Raw genomic sequence first — 23,596 nt, 5'->3', positions numbered from 1 at the left:
CCAGATCAATGCGCCGGACCAAGCATCCGGATCAAGGAGACAATCAATGGAAAACACCACAACCGCTGGCGTCCTGGCGCCGGTGCGCACGCCGCTCAATCGGGACCAGGTCCGCGGATTTTGGGCAGCGTGGTTCGGCTGGACTTTGGACGGCATGGACTCGGTCATCTATGCGCTCGTTCTCGTGCCTGCGCTCACCGAGTTGCTGCCCAAAAGTGGCTACGCGGTCACCCCGGGGAACATCGGCCTTGCAGGCTCGGTGTTGTTTGCGCTTTTTCTCGTTGGATGGGGACTGTCCTTCATTTGGGGCCCCATCGCGGATCGCTTCGGCCGCACCAAGGTACTCGCAGCAACGATCTTCGGCTACGCGTTGTTCACAGGGCTGGCGGCGCTGTCGCAGAATGTCTGGGAGTTGGCCATCTTCCGCCTCCTTGCCGGGGTGGGGATTGGCGGCGAGTGGGCGCTTGCCGGAACGTATGTGGCTGAGTCGTGGCCGGAGGACCGTCGCAAGATGGGCGCGGGCTACCTGCAGACGGGCTACTACACGGGCTTTTTCATCGCCGCAGCCCTGAATTTCACCGTCGGTGCGCGTTTTGGCTGGCGTGCCATGTTCCTCTGTGGTCTGTTCCCGGTCATTGTTTCTCTTTACACCATGCTGAAGGTCCACGAGCCCGCAAAATGGGAGGTGGCTGGAAAGCGGACCGTCGCGCGCAGTCCATTACGGGAAATTTTCAGTGCCCAGTATCGTCGCCGCACGATCGTCAACTCGGTTTTGCTGACGGTGGCCATCATCGGTCTTTGGGCCGGCGCGGTGTACGAACCCGCTGCCATCATCTTCTTGGCGAAGAAGCAAGGGATGCTTCAGATCGAGGCGGTCCACATGGCTTCGATCGGCACAGGCATCTTGTCCATCGGGACCATTCTCGGGTGTCTGGCGCTTCCCCCGCTGGCCGAACGCATGGGGCGAAAGCGGACCCTGATGGTGTATTTCCTGGGCATGGCGGTGGCCATCACGCTCAGCTTTGGTTGGGCCTTCTATCTTCCCGACGGATTGACGACGTTCATCGCCACCTTGTTCATCCTGGGCTTTTTTGGCGGGAATTTCGCGATGTTCAGTCTTTGGCTTCCTGAGCAGTATGAGACGCGGGTGCGGGCCACCGCATTCGCTTTCAATACGTCCGTGGGCCGCTTCGTTGGTGCCATCGTCAACTTCATGCTTGCGGCGGCGGTCAGCAGCATGGGCACGCTGGGTATTCCGGTGGCTTACACGGCCCTGGTCTTCGTCGCCGGAATTGCGGTCATTCCCTTTGCTCTTGAAACGCGGGGACAAACCTTGCCGGCGTGAATGCAGCACCCATGCGGCAGGGCATGACCCGCTTATTTTTGGCGATCAGGTTCGGACGCGGGAACGGCGGCCGCGCGCGGCGGCTCGTTTGCAACGTCCGCCCGATTGAGCAGCAATCCCGCTTGAAGCCGCAGCGATGCGGCCGATTCGGCTGCGTCGAAACGCGCCTGCAGTGCCTGGCGCACGGCGTCCAAAGCGCTGCGCCGCGCGACAAGCCAATCGGAGACGCCCGCCTCGCCCAGCTGGTAGGCGCGCAGCATGCGCGCACTGGCCTGGTTCTGAACCTGCGAGGCACGCGCCAACGCCAGCGCACCGCTGGCTTGCGATCGTGCAAGGGCATACAGCCTTGCGAAAGCTGCAAGCGTTTGTGCCCGCGCATCCTGCAGCCGCCACTGGGCCGCGTCGACCTCGGCCAACGCGCTTCGCTCGCGCGCCACCCGCGCCGCACCGCCGAACGGCATGGAAAACTGGAGGCCCACGATGTGCTCGCGCCCTCCGCGGTCCGAGCCGAGATAGGCGCCAACCGTGGGCTGCGGGGTGCGGGCAGCGTGCGCCTGTTCGGCTGCAGCCTGCGCCTCTTGCAGCCGAGCACGATCTTGCGCCAGTCTTGCGCTGTGCTGCTCAACGAGTGTGCGCAGGGCATCGACAGGAAGCGCTGGCAGACTCAGTTGCGCGGCACTGCCGGGTTGCCCGACGAGTTGCGAGTCGTCGGCAAATGCCGGATAGCGGGTTGTCAATGCGTTGCGCGTACTCTCGGCGAGTCCCTGAGCGAGCACCAGCGCAGACTGGGCCCGCGCCTCCTCGGCCTGCAGTTGCTCCAACTCCAGCACACTGGCGTCCCCCAAAGCGTTGCGGCGGTGCAGTGCCTGGACCTGCGCATGCAGCAGCGCGAGGTTGTCCTTGACGAGCACCACATCGGCCTGGGTCAGTTGCGCCTGGAACCAGGCGGTGAGCGCGCCTTGCAGCAGCGTTTGGCGGACATCGATCAACGTGGCATCCGCCGCATGGGTGAGAGCGCCGGCCATGCGAACGTCGGCTTGTGTTTGCGATGGCAGCCGGATTGGCCGACTGAGAAGCAGTTGCCACTCCGCGTAGGTTCCCGCGTCGGGCGCCGTGTCGATGCGGCGCTGCTGCACCTGCGCCTGGCCGGTGAACTCTTGCGTGCCCGAGCGCAGCACCTGCCCGTTTTGTGCGGCAGCCTCTTTCAAGGACTGGGCCTCGCGCAGCATGGGTGCGTCGCTCAGCAGCGCGTCAAGCACCTGTGGCTGCGGCAGCGAGGGATCGGGAAGAGCCGCCAGGGATACAAGGGACTCACGCCCTGCAAGACCGGGTTGCAGGGCGGCCGCGGCCGGGGGAGCCTGAGTAGGCGCTTGCTGCTGGCCTGGAGCGGATTGCGCCAAAGTTGGCACGCAGACCCATGCAACGGCCACGGCGAGCAAGCCGCTGGCTAGGACAGAGCGCATCGGGCGCATCAGGCATTCTCCGCTGGGTGGGCTTCAGCCTCGCGTGCGCGGCGCGGCAGACCAAAGCGTGCGAAAAGAAGCGGCAAGAGGACGAGGGTCAAGGCTGTGGAGCTCACAAGGCCCCCGACCACGACAATGGCAAGAGGCTTTTGGATTTCCGAGCCCGGCCCCGTGGCCGAAAGCAGCGGAACGAGGCCAAGGCCGGTGATGCACGCCGTCATCATCACGGGGCGCAGGCGCCGGATCGCGCCGTCGTGCACGGCCTGAGCCAATGGCACACCGCGCTGCATCAATTCATTGAAGTGGCTGACCAGCACGACGCCGTTAAGCACGGCAATGCCCAGCAACGCGATGAAGCCAACCGAGGCCGGCACCGACAGATATTGACCACTTGCCCACAGCGCCAAAATGCCACCGACCAACGCGAAGGGGATGTTGGCAAACACCAGCACGGATTGGCGTACCGAACCGAAGGTCGTCATCAGCAGGACGAAAATGAGCGCCAACGCCAGGGGCACGACCAGGCCCAGGCGGGCGGCCGCGCGTTGCTGGTTCTCGAACTGGCCGCCCCACTGCAGGCGCACACCTTCGGGCAGCTTGATTTTCTCGGCCACGGCGCGCTTGGCATCGTCCACATAGCTCACCAGATCGCGTCCGCTCACATTGGCCTGAACCGCCGCAAAGCGGCTGCCGTCCTCATGGGTCACCAATACGGGTCCAGCCGTCGACACCAATTGTGCCAAGTGGGACAGCGGCAAGCTCGTGCCGTCTGACGCCGTGAGCATCGCACTCGCGAATGTCTGCGGGTTTCGGCGCAGATCGGGGTTGCCGCGCAGCAACACCGGGGTGCGGCGTATGCCCTGGAGCACGGTACCCACGGGCTGACCCTCGACCAAGGCGCGCAGGTCCTGCTGCAGGGTGTCGATGTCGAATCCTGCCCGGCCCGCAGCGAGGCGATTGATCCGCACGGTCAGGTACTGGACCCCCTCGGGTCGCGCGGCCAGAACCTCCTGCGCTCCGGGCAGGCCGCGCAGGACTTGCGCCACTTCTTGCGCCAACTGGCCGAGCTGCCCGATGTCCGGACCAAAGATCTTCACCACGAGGTCGCCGCGGGAGCCGGTGAGCATCTCCGACACGCGCATCTCGATGGGCTGGGTGAAGCTGTAATCCAAGCCGGGAAAGTTCTCCAGGACCTTTCGGATGGACGCGACCACAGAGTCCTTGTTGCCTCGCCATTCGGCGGCAGGTTTGAGCACGAGGAACATGTCGGTTTCGTTCAAGCCCATCGGGTCGAGCCCGAGGTCGTCCGAGCCACTGCGTGCCACAATGGACTTGACCTCGGGAACCGTCTTGAGCACGGCGCGTTCCACCCGCAGATCCAGCGCGGCGGTCGCGCCAAGGCTCACTGACGGGAGCTTTTGCAACTGCACGATCAGGTCGCCCTCGTCAAGGGTCGGCATGAACGCCTTGCCCACCCGCGTATAGGCAAATCCTGCGGCCAGCAAGGATGCGAGCGCAACCGCTACCACGATGCGGCTATGGGCAAAGCTCCACTGCAGCAACCAGCGGTACCCGGCCGAGAGTTGGCGCACGAGCCACGGGTCGCGGTGAGGCATTGTCTTGAGGAGCAGCGAGGCCATCACCGGCACGATGGTCAGGGCGATGAGCAGCGAGGCGCCCAAGGCGAACACGATGGTCAATGCAACAGGGCGAAACAGCTTGCCCTCCAAGCCCTCGAGGGAAAGCAGCGGCAGGAAAACGATGGCAATGATGGCCACGCCCGAGAGCACCGGGCCTGCCACTTCGCTCACGCCGCGCAGAATGCGGGTGAGGCGATCGCTGGTGGCCGAGCCGGGGTCGGGGTCCACTGCGCGTTGGGGATCATGGCTCATGTGGTTCACCAGATTCTCGACCACGACCACGGCCGCATCGACCAGCATGCCCAGCGCGATGGCCAATCCCCCCAGACTCATCAAATTGGCGGAGAGGCCAGCCACGCGCATGAGCAAAAAGGTAGCCAGGGCTGAAAGCGGCAGGGTGATGGCCACCACGAGTGCGGCACGCCAGTTGCCGAGAAAAGCCAGGAGCATCACCACCACCAGCACAACGGCTTCCATCAGCGCGCGCATCACCGTGCCCACGGCACGCTCCACGAGCTGGCTGCGATCGTAGAAGACACGCAATTTCATGTTCTGGGGCAGCCTGGGCTCGAGATCGGCCAAGCGCGCCTTCACTCCCGCGATGACTTGCGACGCGTTGGCACCGCGTAAACCGAGCACGATTCCCTCGACGGTCTCACCCGTGCCGTCCGAGGTGACGATACCGTAAGGCGTGCTTCTTGCGATGTCGACCTGCGCCACGTCGGCGACGCGAACCGGTGTGCCGCGCACGGTGGCAATGACCGTGTTGCGGATGTCCTCTGCATTGGCAAAGGCGCCCTGGACACGCACGATGCGTGTTTCCTCGCCTTCATCGAGACGTCCAGCGCCGTCATTGCCGTTGTTTGACGAAAGTGCCATGCGCAGTTGGCTGAGCGAGAGGCCCCATGCCGCAAGCTTGGCCAATTCCGGCTGGACCTCGAAGACGCGCACATCGCCACCAAGCATGTTCACATCCGCGACGCCGGGAACCGTCCGCAGGGCAGGGCGGATGACCCATTGCAGGGTGCTGCGCTTTTGCTCGAGGGTGGCATTGCCCTGAATGGTGAACATGTAAAGATCGGACAGCGGCGTGGTGATTGGCGCGAGACCGCCTTGTGCCGAGACGGGAAGCTCGCCCCGTGCATTGGCGAGCGCCTCAGCAACTTGTTGGCGCGCCCAGTACACGTCGGTTCCCTCGTTGAAGTCCACCGTGATGTCGGCGATCCCGTATTTTGAAATGGAGCGCACCATGCGTTTGCCTGCAATGCCCAGCATTTCCTGCTCAATAGGCAGCACGATGCGGGTTTCCACCTCCTCGGGGGTCATGCCCGGCGCCTTCATGATGACCTTCACCTGCGGCGAGGACACATCGGGGAAGGCGTCCACAGGCAACGATCGCCATGCAATGATTCCGCCAATGACTAGCGCCAGCATGGCGCCAATGGCAATGAGCCGTTGGCGCAGGGCTGCCTGGGTGAGCGTGTGCAGAATCACGGTGCAGCCTCCGCCGCTGCCGCTTTGATGGCAACGACTGAACTTGCGGCGACCTGATCACCGGTCCGGAGCGGACCAGCCACGATCACAGCGTCATTCAAGCGTGATGCAACGCGCACGGGCACGATGCGAAAGCCACCCTGCACAGCCACCAAAACCGCATCATGTCCAGCCATTTGCGTCACGGAAGCTGGCGGTACCCGCCACAGCCCGCGCTGGGCCGGAAGACTCAAATTCGCTTGGACGAGGGCTCCGGCCTGCAGGCTTCCCGATTTCGTGAGGTGCACGCGCAGCAGCACCATTTGCCCGGCGCTCAGCACTGGAGCCTTGGCTTGCAGCACACCCTCAGCACCAGCCTCGGGCACTTCCACCGCAGCGCCTGGCGCCACTGACGCTGCCTGATCAGGGGTGGCCTCGATTTCAAGACCGAGTTGTCCTGGGGTGGCAATGTGGAACAAAGGCGCGGACATGTCCAGGCGTTGGCCAGGCAGGGCCAAACTCTGAACGATGACGCCATCCATGGGCGCGTGCACATGGGCCTTGCCGTCGAGCCCAGCATCCCCTGCGGCCAAACGCAGCGCCAGGGCTCGCTCGGCCATCATGGCGTCCGCTTCACGTTGGCGCGCCTGGGCTTGCTGCAAGCGCGCTGCAGGGATGATGCCCTCATGGACCAGCTGAGCGTCGCGCTGGACTTGGGCACGTGCAAGACCCTGCTGCGTTGCCGCGTCAGCGCGCTCGCGCTGCAATTGCGCGATCTGCGGACTGCTCAATTCCGCCAGAAGCTGGCCACGTTTGACCGAATCCCCAGCATTGACAAGGATCGTGACCACAAGACCTGAGACTGGAGCGGCGACAACCGCTTGGTGGGCGATGGGGACCACCACCCGTGCCGGCAGTGTCAAATGTGCCGCGGCCGTGGGTTGCACTGTCGCGAGGCGCACACCAAGCGCCACCTGCTGTTCCGAGCTGATCGGGATGATTGCCGAACTGGATCGATTCGGCGTTTTCTGTGCCTGTGCCTGTGCCTGTGCCTGTGCCTGTGCCTGTGCCTGTGCCTGTGCCTGTGCCTGTGCCTGTGCCGGGCCCGCGGCCAAGGCGAGGGTCGAGGTGCAGCCGATCGCGATGGCGAGGCGCCAAAGAAACATCAGTGTGGCGCGCATGGCCGCTCTCCATGATTGGTTGGTGCGAATGGACGGCGAAGCGCCTGGAGAAGCGCACCCCACCCGCCAATGGTCTCCGGGTTCAACGTGGCGAACTGATCGCAGCGTCTGCGGACTAGCCGCGTTGCGACACCCTCGACCAGCTCGCTCTGATCCCGACGCCTCGCATCAATTGATCCTATTTCTGCAATTGATCCTGGGTCTGGTCGCGTGTCTGGTCGCGTGTCTGGTCACGTGTCTGGTCGCGTGTCTGGTCCGGTGTCTGGTTTTGGTTTTGGTTTTGGTTTTGGTTTTGGTTTTGGTTCCGATTCTGGTACTGGTTTTGGTTTTGATTCTGGTTCTGAATCTGATTCTGGTTCTGGTTCTGGTTCTGGCCTTGTGGACCAGCGCCCATCCCCCCGCCATATCCGCCACCCATCCCGCCACCCATCCCGCCACCCATGCCGCCACCCATGCCACCTCCGCCTGCTCCACCACCGGCAGCAAAGGCTGAGCCAACAAGCAACGCGCAGGCTGAAAGAACAAGACTTCTACGCAAAGACGAGGATTTCATGACAAACTCCTATGGGTAAAAGATACCGGCTATTAACTATTGAAGGTTACACTACGAAACGTTTGATCGGATTGCGTTACATCAACAAAACCCGGAATGCCGCGAAAAGCCCTGTCCTGTGGCCGGGCGGTCCATCGCTGCGCAGCCACCCCGTCAGGTTCAGGCGTCGCCCACAGGATGGGCACCACGCTGCTGCCTTTGCCACGGCAAGCGAAAATGTCGGGATCGAACACCCGTGTGGCACCCGCACACCGCCGCTGCGGTGTGCGCGGCAGCCACACCGTACTCGCGGCAGCCACACCGTACTCATTCATGCAAACGCCCAACATTTCCCTGGCATCCAGCAGTGCATCACCGGCGCGCCCGCACCAGGCGACGAACGATCGGCCGCTTCCTGGTCCATCCAGTGCCTGGACGCTGGCGGTGGCCCCAATGCTCGACTGGACCGATCGCCATTGCCGCTATTTCCATCGGCAGCTGAGCCGCCACGCGCGCCTGTACACCGAGATGGTGACCACGGGCGCGCTGTTGCATGGCGATCAATCCCGGCATCTGGATTTCAGTGCCGAGGAGCAGCCTCTAGCCTTGCAGCTGGGCGGCAGTGAACCCGCGGACCTCGCCGCTTGCGCCACCCTGGCGCACCGGTGGGGCTATGCCGAGGTGAATCTGAACTGCGGATGCCCCAGCGAGAGGGTGCAGCGGGGTGCCTTTGGCGCCTGCCTGATGGCTGAGCCGGCGTTGGTCCGGGACGGCGTAGCGGCGATGCGCGACGCTGTGGGCGACGCATTGCCGATCACCGTCAAGCACCGCATCGGCATCGACCAAGTGGAAAGCTTTGGGTTCGTGCAGGATTTCGTGGGCACCGTGGCCGAAGCCGGCTGTTCAGTGTTCATCGTCCACGCGCGCAACGCCTGGCTCCAAGGCTTGAGTCCGAAAGACAACCGCGAGATCCCGCCCCTGCGGCACGAGTTCGTGTATCGACTCAAGCGCGAGTTCCCCCATCTGACCATCGTGATCAATGGCGGGGTGAAGACCGATTCGCAGGTGGCGGAGCACCTTCGCCATGTCGATGGCGTCATGATCGGCCGCGAGGCGTATCAGCGCCCTTGGTGGCTGGCAAGTTGGGATGCGCTGTACTTCGGCGTGCAACCGCCACGGGCAACGCCTGATGAGGTTGAGGACGCAATGCTCGGTTACGCCGAGCGCATGGCCGGGAAGGGGACTCCCCCATTTGCCGTGACGCGCCACATGCTTAACCTCTGGAAAGGAGCACCTGGCGCCCGGCTGTGGCGCCAGGTGCTCAGCGATCCGGCCTTGCGAGGCCTTCCCCCGGCTGATTTGTTTCGGCAGGCGAAACGCGCTCGACTCGCGCACAACGCGCCCCTCGCGGCCTAAACGCGTCGGGGTCCGACGAAACGGGCGCACCCAGCGCCCTGCCAAGGCAGCGGTTGAGCCCCTGCTCAGCGCTTGAGCGCGTCGTCCACCGATTCGCCCGGCTTCAATGGGCGACCGAGCTGCGCTTCGATGTAGTCACGGATCAGACGCCGCACGACTTGCGACGGCGTCTGATCTTCGCGTGCGCAAAGATGCTCGAACACCGCTTTTTTCTGCGGGTCGATCAAAAGCGTCAATCGTGTGGTCCGTCGTTCCATTTGAAGGTATTTTGGATTAGCATTGCATGCACATCGTATGTGATTTTGATCCTCACGCAAGCCCCCCCCTCATGGATCCACTCGGACTTTTGCCTGCCGCCTTGGGCGTGGTCGCAGCTTGGGTGACGATCGGACTGGCTGGCATGCTGGCGCCGCGCTCGACGCGCTGGGTCGCGCACGGATTGTTTCCGCTGGGCGCCGTTGGCAGCGCACTGATGGCTGGCGTGGGCTTGGCGGCGCTGCTGATGCCGGCGACGTCCATGGTTCTGCCCGTGGGCCTGCCGGGTCTGCCCATGCATCTGCGGCTCGACGCGTTGTCAGGTTTCTTTTTATTTCTGCTTGGCGCCTCCAGCGTGGGGATCTCCGTTTTCGCCGCAGGCTACTTTCGCTCCGGTGAAGGCACGGCTCCCGGGCTTCTGGGGCTGCAATATCACGTCTTTCTCGCTGCCATGTGCATGGTGATGCTGGCGGCTGACGCCTATACGTTCATGGTTGCCTGGGAGGTGATGGCGCTTGCCTCGTATTTCCTCGTTGTCAGCCAGCATCGCATTGCCGAGATTCGCAGCGCCGGGTTCACCTACCTGCTGCTTGCCCACCTTGGCGCGATTGCGTTGCTCCTGTGTTTCGGCGTGATGATGCAGGGCGGTGGCAATGGCCTGACTTTCGCGGCCATGCGCTTGGACCATCTGTCGCTTGCGTGGTCTAGCTTGGCCTTTGGCCTGGCCACCGTTGGCTTTGGCGCCAAGGCGGGCTTGGTGCCGCTGCATATCTGGTTGCCCGAGGCGCACCCGGCTGCCCCCTCTCCAGTATCGGCGCTCATGAGCGGCGTGATGCTCAAGACTGCGCTGTACGGATTGCTGCGGGTGAGCTTTGATCTCCTGCACGCACCGGTGTGGTGGTGGGGCGTTCCGCTGCTGGTTCTGGGGCTGTTCGGCGGGCTGTTTGGTGTCTTGTTCGCCGCGGTGCAAAGCGATATGAAGCGGCTTCTGGCCTATTCGTCGATTGAGAACATTGCCATCGCCTTTGCGGCCATGGGCCTGGCGCTTGTCTTTCATGGCGTGGGCATGCCCGTGCTTGCAGCGCTGGCCTTGGCGGCCATGCTGTACCACCTGCTCAACCATGCGTTTTTCAAAAGCCTGTTGTTCCTCGCCACGGGATCCGTCCTGCACGCCACGCGCCAGCGCAGTTTGGGACATTTGGGTGGCTTGCTCCGGCGCATGCCCTGGGTGGGCTGGACGGCTCTGGTCGGCACTCTGGCGATTGCGGGACTGCCGCCACTCAACGGATTCGTCGCCGAATGGCTGCTCTTGCAAGCCTTTCTCTTCACACCGAGGATCCCTGAGCCATTTTTCAACATGCTCATTCCGCTGGGAGCTGCCGTGCTGGTGCTGACCGCCGCGCTGGCTGCGTACGTGATGGTGAAGTTTTACGGCGTGATCTTTCTGGGCAACCACCGGGAGGCGCAGTTGGAGCACGCCCATGACGCAGGCTGGCTGGAGCGCTTTGGCCTCGTGTGGCTGGCTGCAGGTTGCGTGCTGCTCGGGATCCTGCCGGGCCTCGTGCTGCAGATGATTGATCACGTCAATGTGTCGCTGCTTGGGCAGGCGCTTGCGCAGAGCGGCAATTGGGCTTGGCTTGTCCCCATGTCAGCACAGCGCGCCGCTTACAACCCCATCGTGGTGCTGGCGGCAGGCCTGCTGGTGATTGCAATCACGGTCTGGGGCACGCATCGCCTGTACACCGGGCGCACGCGTCGTGCCGACCCATGGGATTGCGGCTCACCCGACCAAACGGCACGCATGCAGGATACGGCGGAGGGGTTCGGGCAGCCGATCCGGCGCTTGTTTGAGCCGTTCTTTCAGACCCATGTCGAGTTGCCCGCGCCGTCGGACATCGCGCCGCGGTACCGCGTGGCGGTGGTGGATCGCTTCTGGGCACAGGTGTACACCCCTCTGGGCAATGCGGTTTTGTGGCTCGCGCAACAGGTTGGCCGCATTCAGCAGGGGCGCATCGCCATTTACCTCCTCTACAGCTTCATGACCCTGCTGGTGTTGCTCATGGTGGTGGTGCGATGAATCCTTCCGGGCTCTTCACCCAGTTGTTCGCGGTGACGGTTTCGGTGCTTATCGCACCGCTGTTTTCCGGTTGGGTCATGCAGTGCCGCGCGTGGCTTTCCAACCGCACTGCGCCGCCAATCTGGCTGCCGTACTGGCGCCTGCGCAAGCTGTTTCATAAGGATGCGGTGCTGGCGCACACCGCCACGCCGCTGTTTCGCGCCGTGCCCTACATCCTGTTCGGGGTGATGGTGGCCGCAGCGGCGATCATTCCCTCGCTGTCCACCGACCTGCCGTTTGCGTCGGCTGCCGATGCCATCGCGCTCGTCGGCCTGTTCGCGCTGGGACGCGTGTTCATTGCGCTGGCCGGCATGGATATCGGCACCGCGTTTGGCAGCATGGGATCGCGCCGCGAAATGATGGTTGGTTTCTTGGCCGAACCTGCGCTCTTGATGGTTCTGTTCACCTCGTCGCTCATCACCGGCAGCACGCTTTTGCCCACCATCGCCGAAGCCCTGCAGTCGCGTGCCCTGGGCATTCACGCCAGTCTGGCCTTTGCCGGGGTGGCCTTCGTCATGGTCCTTCTGGCGGAGAACGCGCGGATTCCCGTCGACAACCCAACCACGCACCTGGAGCTCACCATGATCCACGAGGCCATGGTGCTCGAATATTCCGCGCGTCATTTGGCGCTGATTGAATGGGCCAGCAGCCTCAAGCTCTTCAACTATGCCTGCATCGGCTTTGCACTGTTCCTGCCTTGGGGCATGGCCAACCGAGCCGATGGCGTGCTGTGGCTGCTGCCCGCGCTGCCGCCGCTCGTGCTCAAACTTGCCGTTGCCGGGTTTGCCGTTGGATTGATCGAAACCCTGAGCGCGAAGCTGCGCATTTTCCGCGCGCCGGAATTTCTCGCTACAGCCTTCTTGCTCGCCGTGCTCGGCTTGCTCGTGCGGCTGATGCTGGGGGATTGAGGCATGACGACGTCAATCGCACTGTCGAACTCCATCGCTGCGGCCTCCCCGGTCGGGATCCAGCTCATCCACCTGTTTGCCGCCTTGCTCCTGCTGCTGTCCTTCGCCATGCTTGCGCAGCGACGGGTGGTCAATCTCGTCAATCTCTTTGCCGCCCAGGGCGCGACGCTCGTGGCATGCGCCGTCGTGGTCGGGTGGTCGACCAACCAGCCCGACCTGTATGAATCGGCTGCGCTGACGCTACTGCTCAAAGTGCTTGTGCTGCCCTATGTGCTGCACAAACTCATTGGCAAGCTGCACGCGGAATGGGACACGGAAACCCTGGTGAACATTCCCACCATGCAAATCATTGGCATTCTTCTCGTGATCTTCGCGTTTGTGCTGGCGCAACCGATTTCGCAATTCGCCGGGGCTGCGACGCGCAGCACGCTTGGGATCGCCATCGCGGTGGTGTTCATCGCCTTCCTGATGATGATCGTGCGGCGCAAGGCTATCGCCCAGGTTGTGGGCTTCCTGGCCATGGAAAACGGCCTGCTGTTCGCCGCCACCAGTGCCACGTATGGCATGCCCATGGTGGTGGAGCTGGGCATTGGACTGGATGTGCTCGTGGGGGTCTTCATCCTGGGCATCTTTTTCTTCCAGATCCGCGAACAGTTCGACAGCCTGGACCTGCACCATATGGAAACACTCAAAGAGGACTAACGGGTGCTCCTGATCCTGCTTGCACTGCCGCTGGCCGGCGCCGCACTGTTGGCGCTGGTTGGCCATCGTCCGTGGGCCCCGTGGCTGAACCTGGCGGCGAGCACGGCAACCTTCGTGGCTGCGTGTGTGCTCACCGTGGAGGTCATCGCTCAAGGGCCGATGCAGGTGCTTGCCGAGCAGTTTTTCATCGACCCCTTTAATGTGTTCCTGGTCACCCTCACGGCCTTCATCGGGATGACCACGGCGGCTTTCTCACGCCCCTACATGCGCATCGAGCACGAGCACGGCAAACTGAGCCCCGCGCGGCTTCGTCTGTACCACAGCATGTACCAACTCTTCATGTTCACCATGTTGTTGGCGCTGTCCACCAACAACATGGGGATTCTCTGGGTGGCGATGGAGGCTGCCACGCTGTCCACAGTGCTTCTGGTTTCGCTTTACCGGACCAAGGCGAGCCTGGAGGCAGCGTGGAAATACTTCATCCTCTGCGGCGTGGGCATTGCGCTGGCGCTCTTCGGGACCGTTCTGCTGTACTTCGCCGCCGAGAGAGTGCTCGGCTCCGAGGGCATGCGCGCCTTGCTGTGGACCCATCTCAACGCCGTGAAGGGCAGGCTCGAACCCAGCGTCATCGGCATCGCCTTCGTTTTTCTGCTGGTGGGTTACGGCACCAAGGTCGGGCTTGCGCCCCTGCACAGTTGGTTGCCTGACGCGCACGCCGAAGGTCCGACGCCCGTGTCGGCAGTGCTCTCGGGTCTGCTGCTCAATGTGGCTTTGTATGCGGTGATGCGCTGCAAGGTGCTGGTCGAAGGCAGCCTGCACGCGGCGTGGCCTGGGCAGATGCTGATGGGATTTGGACTGCTGTCCGTGCTCGTGGGTGCTTTTTTGCTCTGGCGGCAAAAGGATGTCAAACGCATGTTCGCCTATTCGTCCATCGAGCATATGGGCATCATCACCTTCGCCTTTGGCATGGGCGGACCAGTCGCCAACTTTGCCGCCTTGCTCCATATGACGGGTCATGCGTTGACCAAGAGCGCGATCTTTTTTACCACTGGGCACGCCACGCAAAAAGCGGGGACGCAACGCATGGATGCCATTCAGGGCTTGCGCGAGCAGTCCCCGGCGCTGGGCTGGGGGCTGATGATGGGCGCCTTGGCCATCGTGGGGCTGCCGCCCTTCGGCATCTTCGCAAGCGAATTCCTGATCCTGACCACGGCAATGCAGGCCCAACCCTGGGCCACGCCAATTTTGCTGCTGGCTCTCGGTGTGGCCTTCGGGGCGATTTTTCTGCGCGTGCAGGGCATGGTCTTTGGCGCCAGCACCCTGCGCAAGCTGCCGCACCATCCCGACATGATTCCGGTTTTCGTCCATCTCGGCCTCGTCTTGCTCCTGGGCCTGTGGATCCCCGCTTTTCTCGTGTCCTGGTGGCATTTGGCCGCCAGCATGATCGGAGGATGAAGCGATGGCAGCGCTGTGCTCTGTGATGCCGGTGGATCATCATTGCGTGGATGCCCAGGCGTGGGCTGCGCTGGCCCGGGGCATGCACGCACAAGGGGCACGGCTACTCACGCTGTGGGGCGATGACGCGCGAGCGCTGCATGGTGGATTCACGGTCCATGCGTGCTGGTTGCACGGCCAGGTTCTGACTTTGGCCACACTCCAGCTTCCCCCCGGCGTGACGCACTATCCCGCGTTGCACGATCTGTTTCCGGTGGCTGAGCGCCTGCAACGTGCGATGCGCGATTTGCTTGGCCTTCAGGCACTGGGCATGGACGCACGGCCGTGGCTGCGCCACGCGGCCTGGCCCGATGACGTGTTTCCCCTGCGGCATGATGCGCCTGCTGCGGCTGCGTGTGGGGATCCAGCCCTGGAGCGCTATGCCTTCATTGGCGTGGACGGCGAGGGCGTTCATGAAATCGCCGTGGGCCCGGTCCATGCGGGGGTGATCGAACCAGGCCAATTCCGGTTTTCCGTGGTTGGAGAGAAAGTGTTGCGTCTGGAACAACGCCTGGGGTTTACCCATAAAGGCGTGGAAAAGCGCTTTGAGCAACTGTCGCTGGTCGAGGGGGTTCGCTTGGCTGCGCGGCTGAGTGGCGACAGCGCGACCGCCTATGCCTGGGCCTATTGCATGGCCCTGGAAGCCTTGGCCGGCGTGCAGCCGCCTCCCCGCGCCCTGCATTGGCGCGCCATCGTGCTCGAGCGCGAGCGCCTGGCGAACCACCTGGGGGACATTGGCGCCATCGGCAACGACGGTGGCTTCGGTTTCGCGCTCGCGCAGTTCTCACGGCTCAAGGAAGACGTCCTGCGCATGAATGCACGCGTTTTCGGCGCACGCTACCCGATGGATGCTGTGCAGCCCGGAGGGGTGGCCGTGGATCCCGATCCTGATGCGTGCGAGTCGTTGCGGGCACAGTGCGACAGCCTGCAGGTGCAGGTACAAAGACTCAAGGCAATTCTTGATCAGCACGAAGGACTGCAGGACCGGTTCAAGACCACTGGGCGTGTGTCGCCCGAGCTGGCGCGCAATTTGGGTCTCTTGGGCCTGGCGGCCCGCGCAAGCGGCCAGGACTTGGATTTGCGCTGTCTGCCCGGCTTCGCGCCCTATGACCGCCTTGGGGTGAAGGTCGCGGTTGAGATTGGCGGCGACGTGGCGGCCCGCGTGGCCGTGCGCTTCGCCGAACTGTTCGAAAGCCTGCGCCTGTGTGGCGAGTTGCTCGCCACACTTCCCGATGGCATGGTGGCGACGCCCATGCCGGCCACCATCGCTCCGGGTCTCGCACTCGGCGTGGTGGAAGGCTGGCGCGGCCCGGCCTTCATTGCTCTGCAAGCCGGCCCGGGCGCAAGCATCGCACGTTGCCATCCGCACGATCCATCCTGGCAAAACTGGCCGGCCTTGGAATGGGCGGTCATCAAGGATATCGTGCCCGACTTCCCGCTGATCAACAAATCGTTCAACCTGTCCTATTCGGGGCACGACGGCTGAGGGGCGGACCATGTGGCAGACCTTACGACAAATCGCGCGCGTCGGGCGTATCACCGAGACCCCTGCAACCGACGACCATGGAGGAGCCGCGGAGCCCGGAGCCGAGCAGAAGGTTCGGAGCGAACTGTTGCGCGTTCTCGGGCGCGCCCTGACGGTGCGTGTCGTCGACGCCGGCTCATGCAACGGCTGTGAACTGGAGGTCAACGCGCTGTCCAACCCGTACTACAACATCGAGGGGCTGGGCATCCAGTTCGTTGCCAGTCCGCGCCATGCGGACCTGCTGCTGGTGACGGGCCCCGTATCGCGCCATATGCACGGGGCGCTGCGCCGAACCTTTGATGCCATGCCCGATCCGAAGCTGGTGGTGGCCGCTGGGGACTGCGCATGTTCGGGCGGCATCTTCGGGGAAAGCTACGCGAGCTGCGGGCGCGTCGCCAACGTGTTGCCGGTGGACGTGACGGTGCCGGGCTGCCCGCCCAGCCCCGAAGCCCTGTTGCAGGGCATCTTGCGCGCCGTGCGCCGAGGCGCCTGAGCCGCCGCGTTGGCAGGGACGCGCCGTGTGCTGCGCAGCCTCAACAGGCTGCTTGCAGGATCTCGCGCGCCAAAGTATCGAACGCACCCGCATCGGCCGACTCGACCGGCCACGCCCGGCAGGACCCAAAGCCCGCGTAGTTGCGTGCCATCGATTGGGCGTAGCTGGGGTCGTAATGCTGCGCCAACAGATCCTCGACCAACGTGGCAAACGTCCCCGCATCGACCAGGCTGTGCCAGCGAGCAATGGTTACCTTGCCGCGCAGCTCGGTGAGCGCGTCCAGCCGGAGGTTGAGTTCCTGTGGGCTGCGCGTGAGCGCGGCATAGTCCTGCAGGAGCAGTTGCACGCGCACCGGCAAGCTTGCCTGCAGTCGCATGCACGCGCTAGCGTGCATGCATGCGAGCAAGGTGACCGGAAGCTGAAGGCGCCCGATTTTTCGGCTCTCACTTTCGACAAACACCGTTTGCGAGGGGTCAAATTTGCGCAAGGTGTTCCAGATCCGGGTTTCGAACTGCTTCTGCGTGGGCTGTGCCTCGTCCTCCATGGCACCAAGCACGGAGCCGCGATGGGCGGCGAGCTGCTCCAGATCCAGAACCTGGGCCCCTTGGCGAGCCAGGGCCTGCAGCAGCCGGCTCTTGCCGCTGCCCGTCGGTCCGCATACGACACGCAGGCGCAGGCTGCCAACCTGTCGCTCGAGCTGCTTGACGAGCGCAGCGCGCAGCGCCTTGTAGCCACCTTGCACGAGATGCACACGCCAGCCGACCTGGCCCAGCACGTGGGCCATCGCCGCCGATCGGTTGCCGCCGCGCCAGCAGTACACCAGCGGCTCGTGGCTCTTGGGCCAGTCCCGCGCATGGCTCTCCATGTGTCGCGCGATGTTGCGTGCCACGAGCACGGCACCGAGCCGCTTCGCCTCGAAGGCCCCAGCTTGCACGTACAGCGTGCCCACACGCTCACGCTCGGCGTCATCCAGCACCGGCCAGTTGACAGCTCCGGGCAGGCAGTCCAGGGCGTACTCGCCGGGGCTGCGCACGTCCAGCACAGCGCTGTACGCGTCCAGTCGCATCAGCGCCTCATCGGCCGCAATGATGTGCACGCTCATCGTGCCGGGCCTGGCGCGCGCAGCAGGGGCAGGAGCTGCCGCCAGACGTTATCGAGCATGACTGGCTGCGCCCGTGCAGTGGGGTGAATGTTGTCGGGCTGGAACCAGTCGGGATGATTGGCCACGCCGGCCAGAAAAAAGGGAACCAGCGCGGCATGCTCGACCCGTGCAACGGCTGGATAGATCGCTGCAAAACGCTCGGTGTAAACCGGCCCGTAATTCGGAGGAATCTGCATGCCCAACAGCAAGACGCGCGCACCAGCCGCTTTGGACTGTTTCGCCATCGCGGCGAGATTGGCCCGGGTGTTGGACAAGGACAGGCCGCGCAGGGCATCGTTTCCGCCGAGCTCGATGATGACCACGCGCGGCTTGTCACGGGCGAGCAGGGCTGGCAGGCGGGCCAGGCCGCCTGCCGTAGTGTCGCCACTGACGCTGGCATTGACCACCGTCCAGCGCGGGAACTCGCGGGCCATGCGCGCGGCCATCAGGCTGACCCATCCCTGACCTGTTTCCAACCCATAGCCGGCGGACAGGCTGTCGCCCACGACCAGCGTGACCGGCATGACAGCAGGCGTTTTCACAGCGGCTAGCGCCGGATGCAGCAAAGCCGTACTGCCCACCAATGCCAGCACAGTTCCTAGAATGGCCTTCAACACTCGCATCAACGCCCCCATGGATTCCATCGACCCGCAAGCTGCCATTGTCGCCCAGCACCTGAGCAAGCACGTGTCCGACGCCCAAGGCACGTTGACGTTGCTGGAGGATGTCAACCTCAGTGTTGCGCGGGCTTCGAGCCTTGCCATCGTGGGCCCGTCGGGTTCGGGCAAGTCCACCCTGCTAGGCCTGCTGGCCGGTTTGGATCTGCCGAGCTCCGGGCGGGTGTGGATCGATGGCGTTGATCTTTTCGCGCTGGATGAGGACGGGCGTGCCGCCTTACGAGCCAGCAAGCTTGGTTTCGTGTTCCAAAATTTCCAGCTCATCGGACACCTCAACGCACTGGAAAATGTGATGCTGGCCCTGGATATTGCAGAGCGCGCGGGTAATACGCGAGCCGAGGCTCAAGCCATGCTCGAACGCGTTGGACTCGGCCAGCGACTGCGGCACGTTCCTGCCGTACTCTCCGGAGGCGAACAGCAACGCGTGGCGCTGGCGCGGGCGTTCGTGACGCGCCCGAGCTTGCTTCTGGCTGACGAACCCACTGGCAACCTCGACGCCGCCACGGGCCAGCGCATCATCGATCTGCTGTTTGGGCTCCAGCGTGAACAGGGCACAACGCTGGTTTTGGTCACGCACGATATGGAGCTTGCCTCGCGCTGCGAGGTCGTGGTGAGCCTCCACGGTGGCCGTGTGCACACGCGCGAGGCGAATGCGATGGTCGCTCAAGACCTTTCCGAGGTGGCAGCTTGAGTCTGAAGCTTCTCTACGGCTTTCACGCGGTCAGCGCGCGTCTGCGCGCGGCCCCCCAAAGCGTGCATGAGCTGCTGGTCGATACGACACGCCACGACGCACGCATGCAGCAGTTTGTGGCGCGCGCCCAAGAGTCTGGCCGAGCGATCATTGCCACCGACGGGGCGCGACTGGACGCGCTGGCCGGCACCCGCCGACACCAAGGCGTGGTCGCACGCGTGGAACCATTGGACAAACTGTCGACGCTCGATGCCGTGCTCGACGCCATCGTGGACGTGCCCTTGGTGCTTGGTCTTGACGGGGTGACGGATCCACACAACCTTGGCGCCATCCTGCGCACGGCCGATGCGGCGGGGGTGCATGCGGTGTTCGCGCCGAAGGATCGCGCCGTGGGGCTGACGCCTGTCGTGGCAAAGGTCGCCAGTGGCGCGGCCGACACGATGCAATACATCATGGTGACAAACATGGCCCGCACGTTGGCCGCACTGCGGGAGCGAAGTGTCTGGGTGGTCGGTACCGCAGGCGAAACCCCCGAGAGCCTGTATGCGGCGGACCTGCGCGGACCCACGGCGCTGGTGTTGGGTGCGGAGGGCAGCGGAATGCGGCGCCTGGTGCGCGAGGGCTGCGACCAGCTCGTGCACATTCCCATGGCAGGCAGCGTGGAAAGCCTCAATGTTTCCGTGGCGGCTGGCGTGTGTCTGTTCGAGGCCGTTCGGCAGCGACTCGGCCCCTGCGCCGGCTAAGCGCCGTGCGCAACAGGCGGCAAGTGTCGTGCCGCCGCGCCACTACGCGCCCGAATGCGGCCGGACGATTGAGAACTGTGCGCGTCGGCCCTATAGTGGGCGAGGCACGCGAATCGGGCACGTCCTATGTCCCGGTGATTGCAAGCGAATCCGGCAAAACTTTCTCACGCTACTGCCATGGCGCAAATCGACGTCTACCAAAAATGCATTGATGCCGCGCGCAACGACTCAGATGGATTGTTCCGCGGAGTCACGAGGCAGGTTTTGGAGACGTTTCAAGCCCATGCCGAATCGGCCTTGAGCAGCCGCGACAGGAAGCGCTACGCAGATTATTTGACGGTCCTGCGCCGGGTTGAGGTCGATCTGGTGCGGGCTTGCGTCCAAAGCTTCGACACGCTTCTGCAGCCGAGCATGCTGGGCAAGCCGGCTGGACAAGCCGATTCGGCCGGATTGCAGCTCGAGGATGACGATACGCTGTGGGAGGACGTGGAGGTCTCGCAGCTCATGCTCATGATCGAGTCGGGCACCGAGTGGGAGCTTCGCGAGCTTGACTCACGCATGGAGTCGCTGTTGCCCCAGGGATCCACGGTCGATCGTGGCGCGACGCCTGCCAATCCCTTGCGTCCCGAGCTCTTTGCGCGCACGTTGCACCAGGCGTTGAAGAGCCTGGATGTGGACCTTGAAACCCGGGAGGCGCTGCTGGGTGCCTTCGGTGTGGCCATGGCCGATGCGCTGAAGGTGATGTACGGTGCCTACAACGAACGCCTTGAAGCAGCCAGGGAGAGCCTGCGTGGCAATCCTCCAGGCGCGGCGGCCGCCGACACCGCGGGGCGCGCCGACGCCGCGCAGGCGCCGGGGCCGGGCGCAATACCGGACCAGCAGCAAGGGTTAGCCAACCCGGCGTCGCTGCCCGGGCCAGCCTCCGACCTCAAGGCGCCGGCCACGCAAACCGGCCAAACGACCTCGTTGCGAGCTGTCCTTGATCGGATGACTCAAGCCAGCCGCCAGGATGCGGGCGATGCCTTCTTGTCTACCGGCTCGGAGGGCGGCGTGAAGGCCCCGCCGCTCAACATCATCCAGGCCCACCGCCAGGAATTGCAGGACGCAACCAGTGGACTGCTGGACCGCTTGATCATCGACGCAGTGGCATTGATGTTTGACCATACGCTGGCCGATCCGCGGCTGCACCCGCAGGTGCGCATCGCGCTGGGACGCCTGCAAGTGCCTGTGCTGCGGCTGGCTCTTTTGGATGCGGGCGTGCTCAGCTCACCCGAACATGCCGCGCGTCGCCTCATGAACCGGATCGCGAGCGTCAGCGCCGACTACGCCACGGCCGATGAGGCTGCAGCCAGTGGCTTCCTCGACTGGCTGAATGCTCAGGTGGCCGTCATCGTTCGCTCCAGTCGTGAAAGCGAAGACGTCTACGCGCAAGCGCTTGAACGTCTGCACGAATGGGTCGCCCGAGGCCGGGCGGCCAGCCCGAAAGCCGCCGACAAGGCGCAGGAATTGGCCCAACGTGCGGCACTGCGCGACGCGCTGGGGCGCGAGACCTTGCGCCAGCTCGAACATCGGGATATCGACCCGTATTTGGTGGATTTCATGCGTGGGCCCTGGACTGCAGTTCTGGTTGAGTCGACCCTTTGCAACGGCGAAGAAGGGCACGCGACGCGCGCCTACCGACAGTGCGGCCAGGATTTGCTGGAAAGCGTGCAGGCGAAGGCTTCCGAGACAGAGCGCAAGGCGTTGCTGGAGCAGCTTCCGGGCCTCGTGCGACAGCTGCATGCGGGACTATCGTTGATCGAGTGGCCGCAGGCACAGTGCGCTTCCTTCTTCTCAAACCTGATGCGTACCCACGCGCAAGCCATTCGCGGTGCGGGTGGCGTGCCATCAATCGAGCCACTGGATGATCTGGTGCTGCAAGACGCCGGCGATCTGCCGCCTTCGATGGGCCACGTGCCGGCGCCAGAGGCTATCGGCACGTCTGCAAACGCTCCAGCCCCGAACAACAATCAGGGAGATCCGGGCCGCCCCGAAGCGCTGCGGCCGCCCGAGGATCCTTTGCCATCCGGTGCCACCCCTTCAGGCTCGGCGGGGCCGGCGCAATCGCGCGCCATGGACGATCCGCAGGCATTCATCGACGCCCTGCATGAAAGCGACTGGGTGCTCTGGAATCTGCAGGGCCAGTGGACGTCGGCGCAATTGACCTGGCGAAGCCCGCAGGGATTGCTGTTCATGTTCACGAGCCGCGTGGGCGGGCAGGCGCATTCTCTGACACGGCGCGCATTTGAGCGATTGCTCAGGAGCGAGCAGATCCTGCCGATGCAACCTCAGGCGTTCATCGACGGCGCGGTTCAAGACATCGGCAAGGCTACGCACCACCGTTCGCGCAGCTTGACTTGACGGGAACGGGCGCAACGGCGGGGCGTTCAACGATCGAGCTTGGCCAAACGCTGATGGGCTCGCCGCAACCCCAGCCAAACGCCCAGGGCGATCAGGGGTATCGACCAGCCTTGGGCAATGCCGGCGTCGATATGCAACCACGCATGCGCAGCCTCGAACATGTGACCGACCAGTGACGAGGCGTAATACGTGATGGCGGCAACTGACAGCCCCTCGACCGTTTGTTGCAAACGCAATTGCAGGTATTGGCGCCGATTCATGGACGCAAGCAATTCGCGATTTTGCTGCTGCACCTGAACCTCGACGCGTGTACGCAGGAGGTTGCTGCAGCGCGAGATGCGTTCAGACAAGCCCTGCATGCGCCGGACGGCGTGGGCGCACGTCTGCATCGCAGGGGCCAAGCGTCGGTCCATGAACTGTCCGATCGTCTGCAGCCCGCCAAACTGCTGCTCGTGCAGATCGGCGATCCGGCGGTTCACAAGGTCGTAATACGCGCTCGATGCGTTAAAGCGCGCATGGTGTTGGGCGTAGCGGCTCTCCACGATGGAGGCAAGTTGTGACAGCCGATCCAGCGTCGGGCGGTCACGCTCGGATTGGCTGGCGTGAATCGCATCCATGACCTGCGCCAACTCCACTTCATACTGGGCCAGCAGCGGCGTCATCTCCCGCGCTGCCGGCAGCGCGAGCAGCGACAACATGCGGTAGGTCTCGATCTCGAGCAGACGCTGGGTCAGCCGTCCCCGCCGCCGGGGCGACATGGCGCGGCTGAGGACGACAAACCGCGCAAAACCGTCGGCGTGGATGCGCAAATCGGTGTACACCCGCGCCTGGCCATCAGCCACCTCGGACGCCACCAGCGCCTCCGCATCCAACGCGGCATCAAGCTCCGGTTGCGGCCAATGCGCCTCGGTATGATCCGGCAACAACGCGATATGGTTGGCACTGAGGAGCTCGCCCGGAATGCTCTGGCGCCATGCGCTCGAGATTGCCGAGCAGGCGCACTGATCGAACCATGACGGCACAGCCTCCGGCAGACCCTGGCGCATGAACGTGTAGGACGTGAATTCGCCATGCCGCTCCCAGCGCAGGCGCACGGCGCCAATGTCCGCGACGTAAAAGCCACTATCCTGCGAGGGCAGCGGCAACTGCTGGTCGCTCAGAAGCTTGCACAGGTGCGCATGCGCCTGCGCCTGTTGCTGGGCATCGGCCAAGAAGGCCATGTGACTGATTTGCAGGGGCGTGACCAGGCGCTCATAGGGTCGCGCGTGGATTTCGTTGTGCAACTGCTGGCGCAGCGCGTATTCGTGCATGGCTGAGTGGGCTTGAGGTTCGGAACCAGGATCTGGGCCGAAAGCATAGCGGGGCGCGGACGGGGAAGGGGAACGGTGCGGGGTATGGGAC

The 23,596-nt window shown here is 64.0% G+C and carries 19 protein-coding genes; 11 read left to right on the top strand and 8 right to left on the bottom strand.

Annotated elements, in window-relative coordinates:
- Positions 1-46 precede the first annotated feature (46 nt).
- On the top strand, positions 47-1,345 hold the full coding sequence (locus CD04_RS0104180) for an MFS transporter (RefSeq protein WP_031404537.1): 1,299 nt from the start codon (positions 47-49) through the stop codon (positions 1,343-1,345).
- A gap of 32 nt (positions 1,346-1,377) precedes the next feature.
- Here the strand turns inward: CD04_RS0104180 and CD04_RS0104175 are convergent, their stop codons facing one another.
- From CD04_RS0104175 to CD04_RS24055, 4 genes are all read right to left on the bottom strand, one after another.
- Entirely contained in the window at positions 1,378-2,817 is a 1,440-nt protein-coding gene (locus CD04_RS0104175) for a TolC family protein (protein ID WP_051848919.1), read from the bottom strand.
- Entirely contained in the window at positions 2,817-5,939 is a 3,123-nt protein-coding gene (locus tag CD04_RS0104170; RefSeq protein ID WP_156030277.1) for an efflux RND transporter permease subunit, read from the bottom strand. The genes CD04_RS0104175 and CD04_RS0104170 overlap by 1 nt, the downstream gene beginning before the upstream one ends.
- Entirely contained in the window at positions 5,939-7,102 is a 1,164-nt protein-coding gene (locus CD04_RS0104165) for an efflux RND transporter periplasmic adaptor subunit (protein WP_231480463.1), read from the bottom strand. Before CD04_RS0104165 ends, CD04_RS0104170 begins: the two co-directional genes overlap by 1 nt.
- A 178-nt stretch (positions 7,103-7,280) precedes the next feature.
- Complete coding sequence (locus CD04_RS24055; RefSeq protein WP_197033011.1) at positions 7,281-7,655, bottom strand: hypothetical protein; 375 nt, start codon at positions 7,653-7,655, stop codon at positions 7,281-7,283.
- A 312-nt stretch (positions 7,656-7,967) separates the two neighbouring features.
- On the opposite strand from CD04_RS24055, the gene dusA reads away from it, so the two are divergent.
- On the top strand, positions 7,968-9,050 hold the full coding sequence (dusA, locus tag CD04_RS0104155) for a tRNA dihydrouridine(20/20a) synthase DusA (protein ID WP_081857965.1): 1,083 nt from the start codon (positions 7,968-7,970) through the stop codon (positions 9,048-9,050).
- Positions 9,051-9,115: 65 nt separating this feature from the next.
- Here the strand turns inward: dusA and CD04_RS0104150 are convergent, their stop codons facing one another.
- A complete protein-coding gene (locus CD04_RS0104150; protein WP_031404531.1) occupies positions 9,116-9,307 on the bottom strand; it encodes a ribbon-helix-helix protein, CopG family in 192 nt (63 codons plus the stop codon).
- Between the two features lie 71 nt (positions 9,308-9,378).
- Here CD04_RS0104150 and hyfB point away from each other — a divergent pair, with 71 nt between their 5' ends.
- Genes hyfB through CD04_RS0104120 form a run of 6 tightly spaced genes read left to right on the top strand, consistent with a single transcriptional unit; the run spans position 9,379 to position 16,543 of the window.
- Positions 9,379-11,382, top strand: coding sequence for a hydrogenase 4 subunit B (gene hyfB / locus CD04_RS0104145; protein ID WP_031404530.1), 2,004 nt, complete (start codon positions 9,379-9,381; stop codon positions 11,380-11,382).
- On the top strand, positions 11,379-12,329 hold the full coding sequence (locus tag CD04_RS0104140) for a respiratory chain complex I subunit 1 family protein (protein WP_031404529.1): 951 nt from the start codon (positions 11,379-11,381) through the stop codon (positions 12,327-12,329). Before hyfB ends, CD04_RS0104140 begins: the two co-directional genes overlap by 4 nt.
- Positions 12,330-12,332: 3 nt before the next feature.
- Entirely contained in the window at positions 12,333-13,031 is a 699-nt protein-coding gene (locus CD04_RS0104135; RefSeq protein ID WP_051848918.1) for a formate hydrogenlyase, read from the top strand.
- A 3-nt stretch (positions 13,032-13,034) separates the two neighbouring features.
- On the top strand, positions 13,035-14,486 hold the full coding sequence (locus CD04_RS0104130) for a hydrogenase 4 subunit F (protein WP_031404527.1): 1,452 nt from the start codon (positions 13,035-13,037) through the stop codon (positions 14,484-14,486).
- A gap of 4 nt (positions 14,487-14,490) precedes the next feature.
- Positions 14,491-16,011, top strand: a complete 1,521-nt coding sequence (locus CD04_RS0104125; RefSeq protein ID WP_031404526.1) for an NADH-quinone oxidoreductase subunit C — start codon at positions 14,491-14,493, stop codon at positions 16,009-16,011.
- Between the two features lie 10 nt (positions 16,012-16,021).
- Positions 16,022-16,543 carry an NADH-quinone oxidoreductase subunit B family protein gene (locus CD04_RS0104120; protein ID WP_031404525.1) on the top strand — a complete coding sequence of 174 codons (522 nt, stop codon included), beginning with the start codon at positions 16,022-16,024 and terminating at the stop codon, positions 16,541-16,543.
- Positions 16,544-16,583: 40 nt separating this feature from the next.
- Here CD04_RS0104120 and mnmH read toward each other — a convergent pair whose 3' ends face one another.
- Entirely contained in the window at positions 16,584-17,645 is a 1,062-nt protein-coding gene (gene mnmH / locus CD04_RS0104115; protein WP_031404524.1) for a tRNA 2-selenouridine(34) synthase MnmH, read from the bottom strand.
- Positions 17,642-18,307, bottom strand: coding sequence for an arylesterase (locus CD04_RS0104110; RefSeq protein ID WP_081857964.1), 666 nt, complete (start codon positions 18,305-18,307; stop codon positions 17,642-17,644). Before CD04_RS0104110 ends, mnmH begins: the two co-directional genes overlap by 4 nt.
- A 10-nt stretch (positions 18,308-18,317) precedes the next feature.
- Between CD04_RS0104110 and CD04_RS0104105 the strand changes: the two genes are divergently transcribed.
- The 3 genes from CD04_RS0104105 (at position 18,318) to CD04_RS0104095 (ending at position 22,195) form a co-directional block, all read left to right on the top strand.
- The gene (locus CD04_RS0104105) at positions 18,318-19,052 is read left to right on the top strand and encodes an ABC transporter ATP-binding protein (RefSeq protein WP_038167972.1); all 735 of its coding nucleotides are present in this window, start codon (positions 18,318-18,320) and stop codon (positions 19,050-19,052) included.
- Complete coding sequence (gene rlmB / locus CD04_RS0104100; protein ID WP_031404521.1) at positions 19,049-19,795, top strand: 23S rRNA (guanosine(2251)-2'-O)-methyltransferase RlmB; 747 nt, start codon at positions 19,049-19,051, stop codon at positions 19,793-19,795. Before CD04_RS0104105 ends, rlmB begins: the two co-directional genes overlap by 4 nt.
- 177 nt (positions 19,796-19,972) lie before the next feature.
- Entirely contained in the window at positions 19,973-22,195 is a 2,223-nt protein-coding gene (locus tag CD04_RS0104095) for a DUF1631 family protein (RefSeq protein WP_031404520.1), read from the top strand.
- Positions 22,196-22,221: 26 nt separating this feature from the next.
- Here the strand turns inward: CD04_RS0104095 and CD04_RS0104090 are convergent, their stop codons facing one another.
- Positions 22,222-23,505 (bottom strand): DUF3422 family protein, encoded by a 1,284-nt coding sequence (locus CD04_RS0104090; RefSeq protein WP_031404519.1) that lies wholly within the window; start codon positions 23,503-23,505, stop codon positions 22,222-22,224.
- Positions 23,506-23,596: the final 91 nt, after the last annotated feature.

It is taken from the genome of Thiomonas sp. FB-Cd, assembly GCF_000733775.1.
Lineage (GTDB): Bacteria > Pseudomonadota > Gammaproteobacteria > Burkholderiales > Burkholderiaceae_C > Thiomonas_A.
Note: the sequence above shows the minus strand (reverse complement) of the source record. Positions and strands in the feature narration are given on the sequence as shown.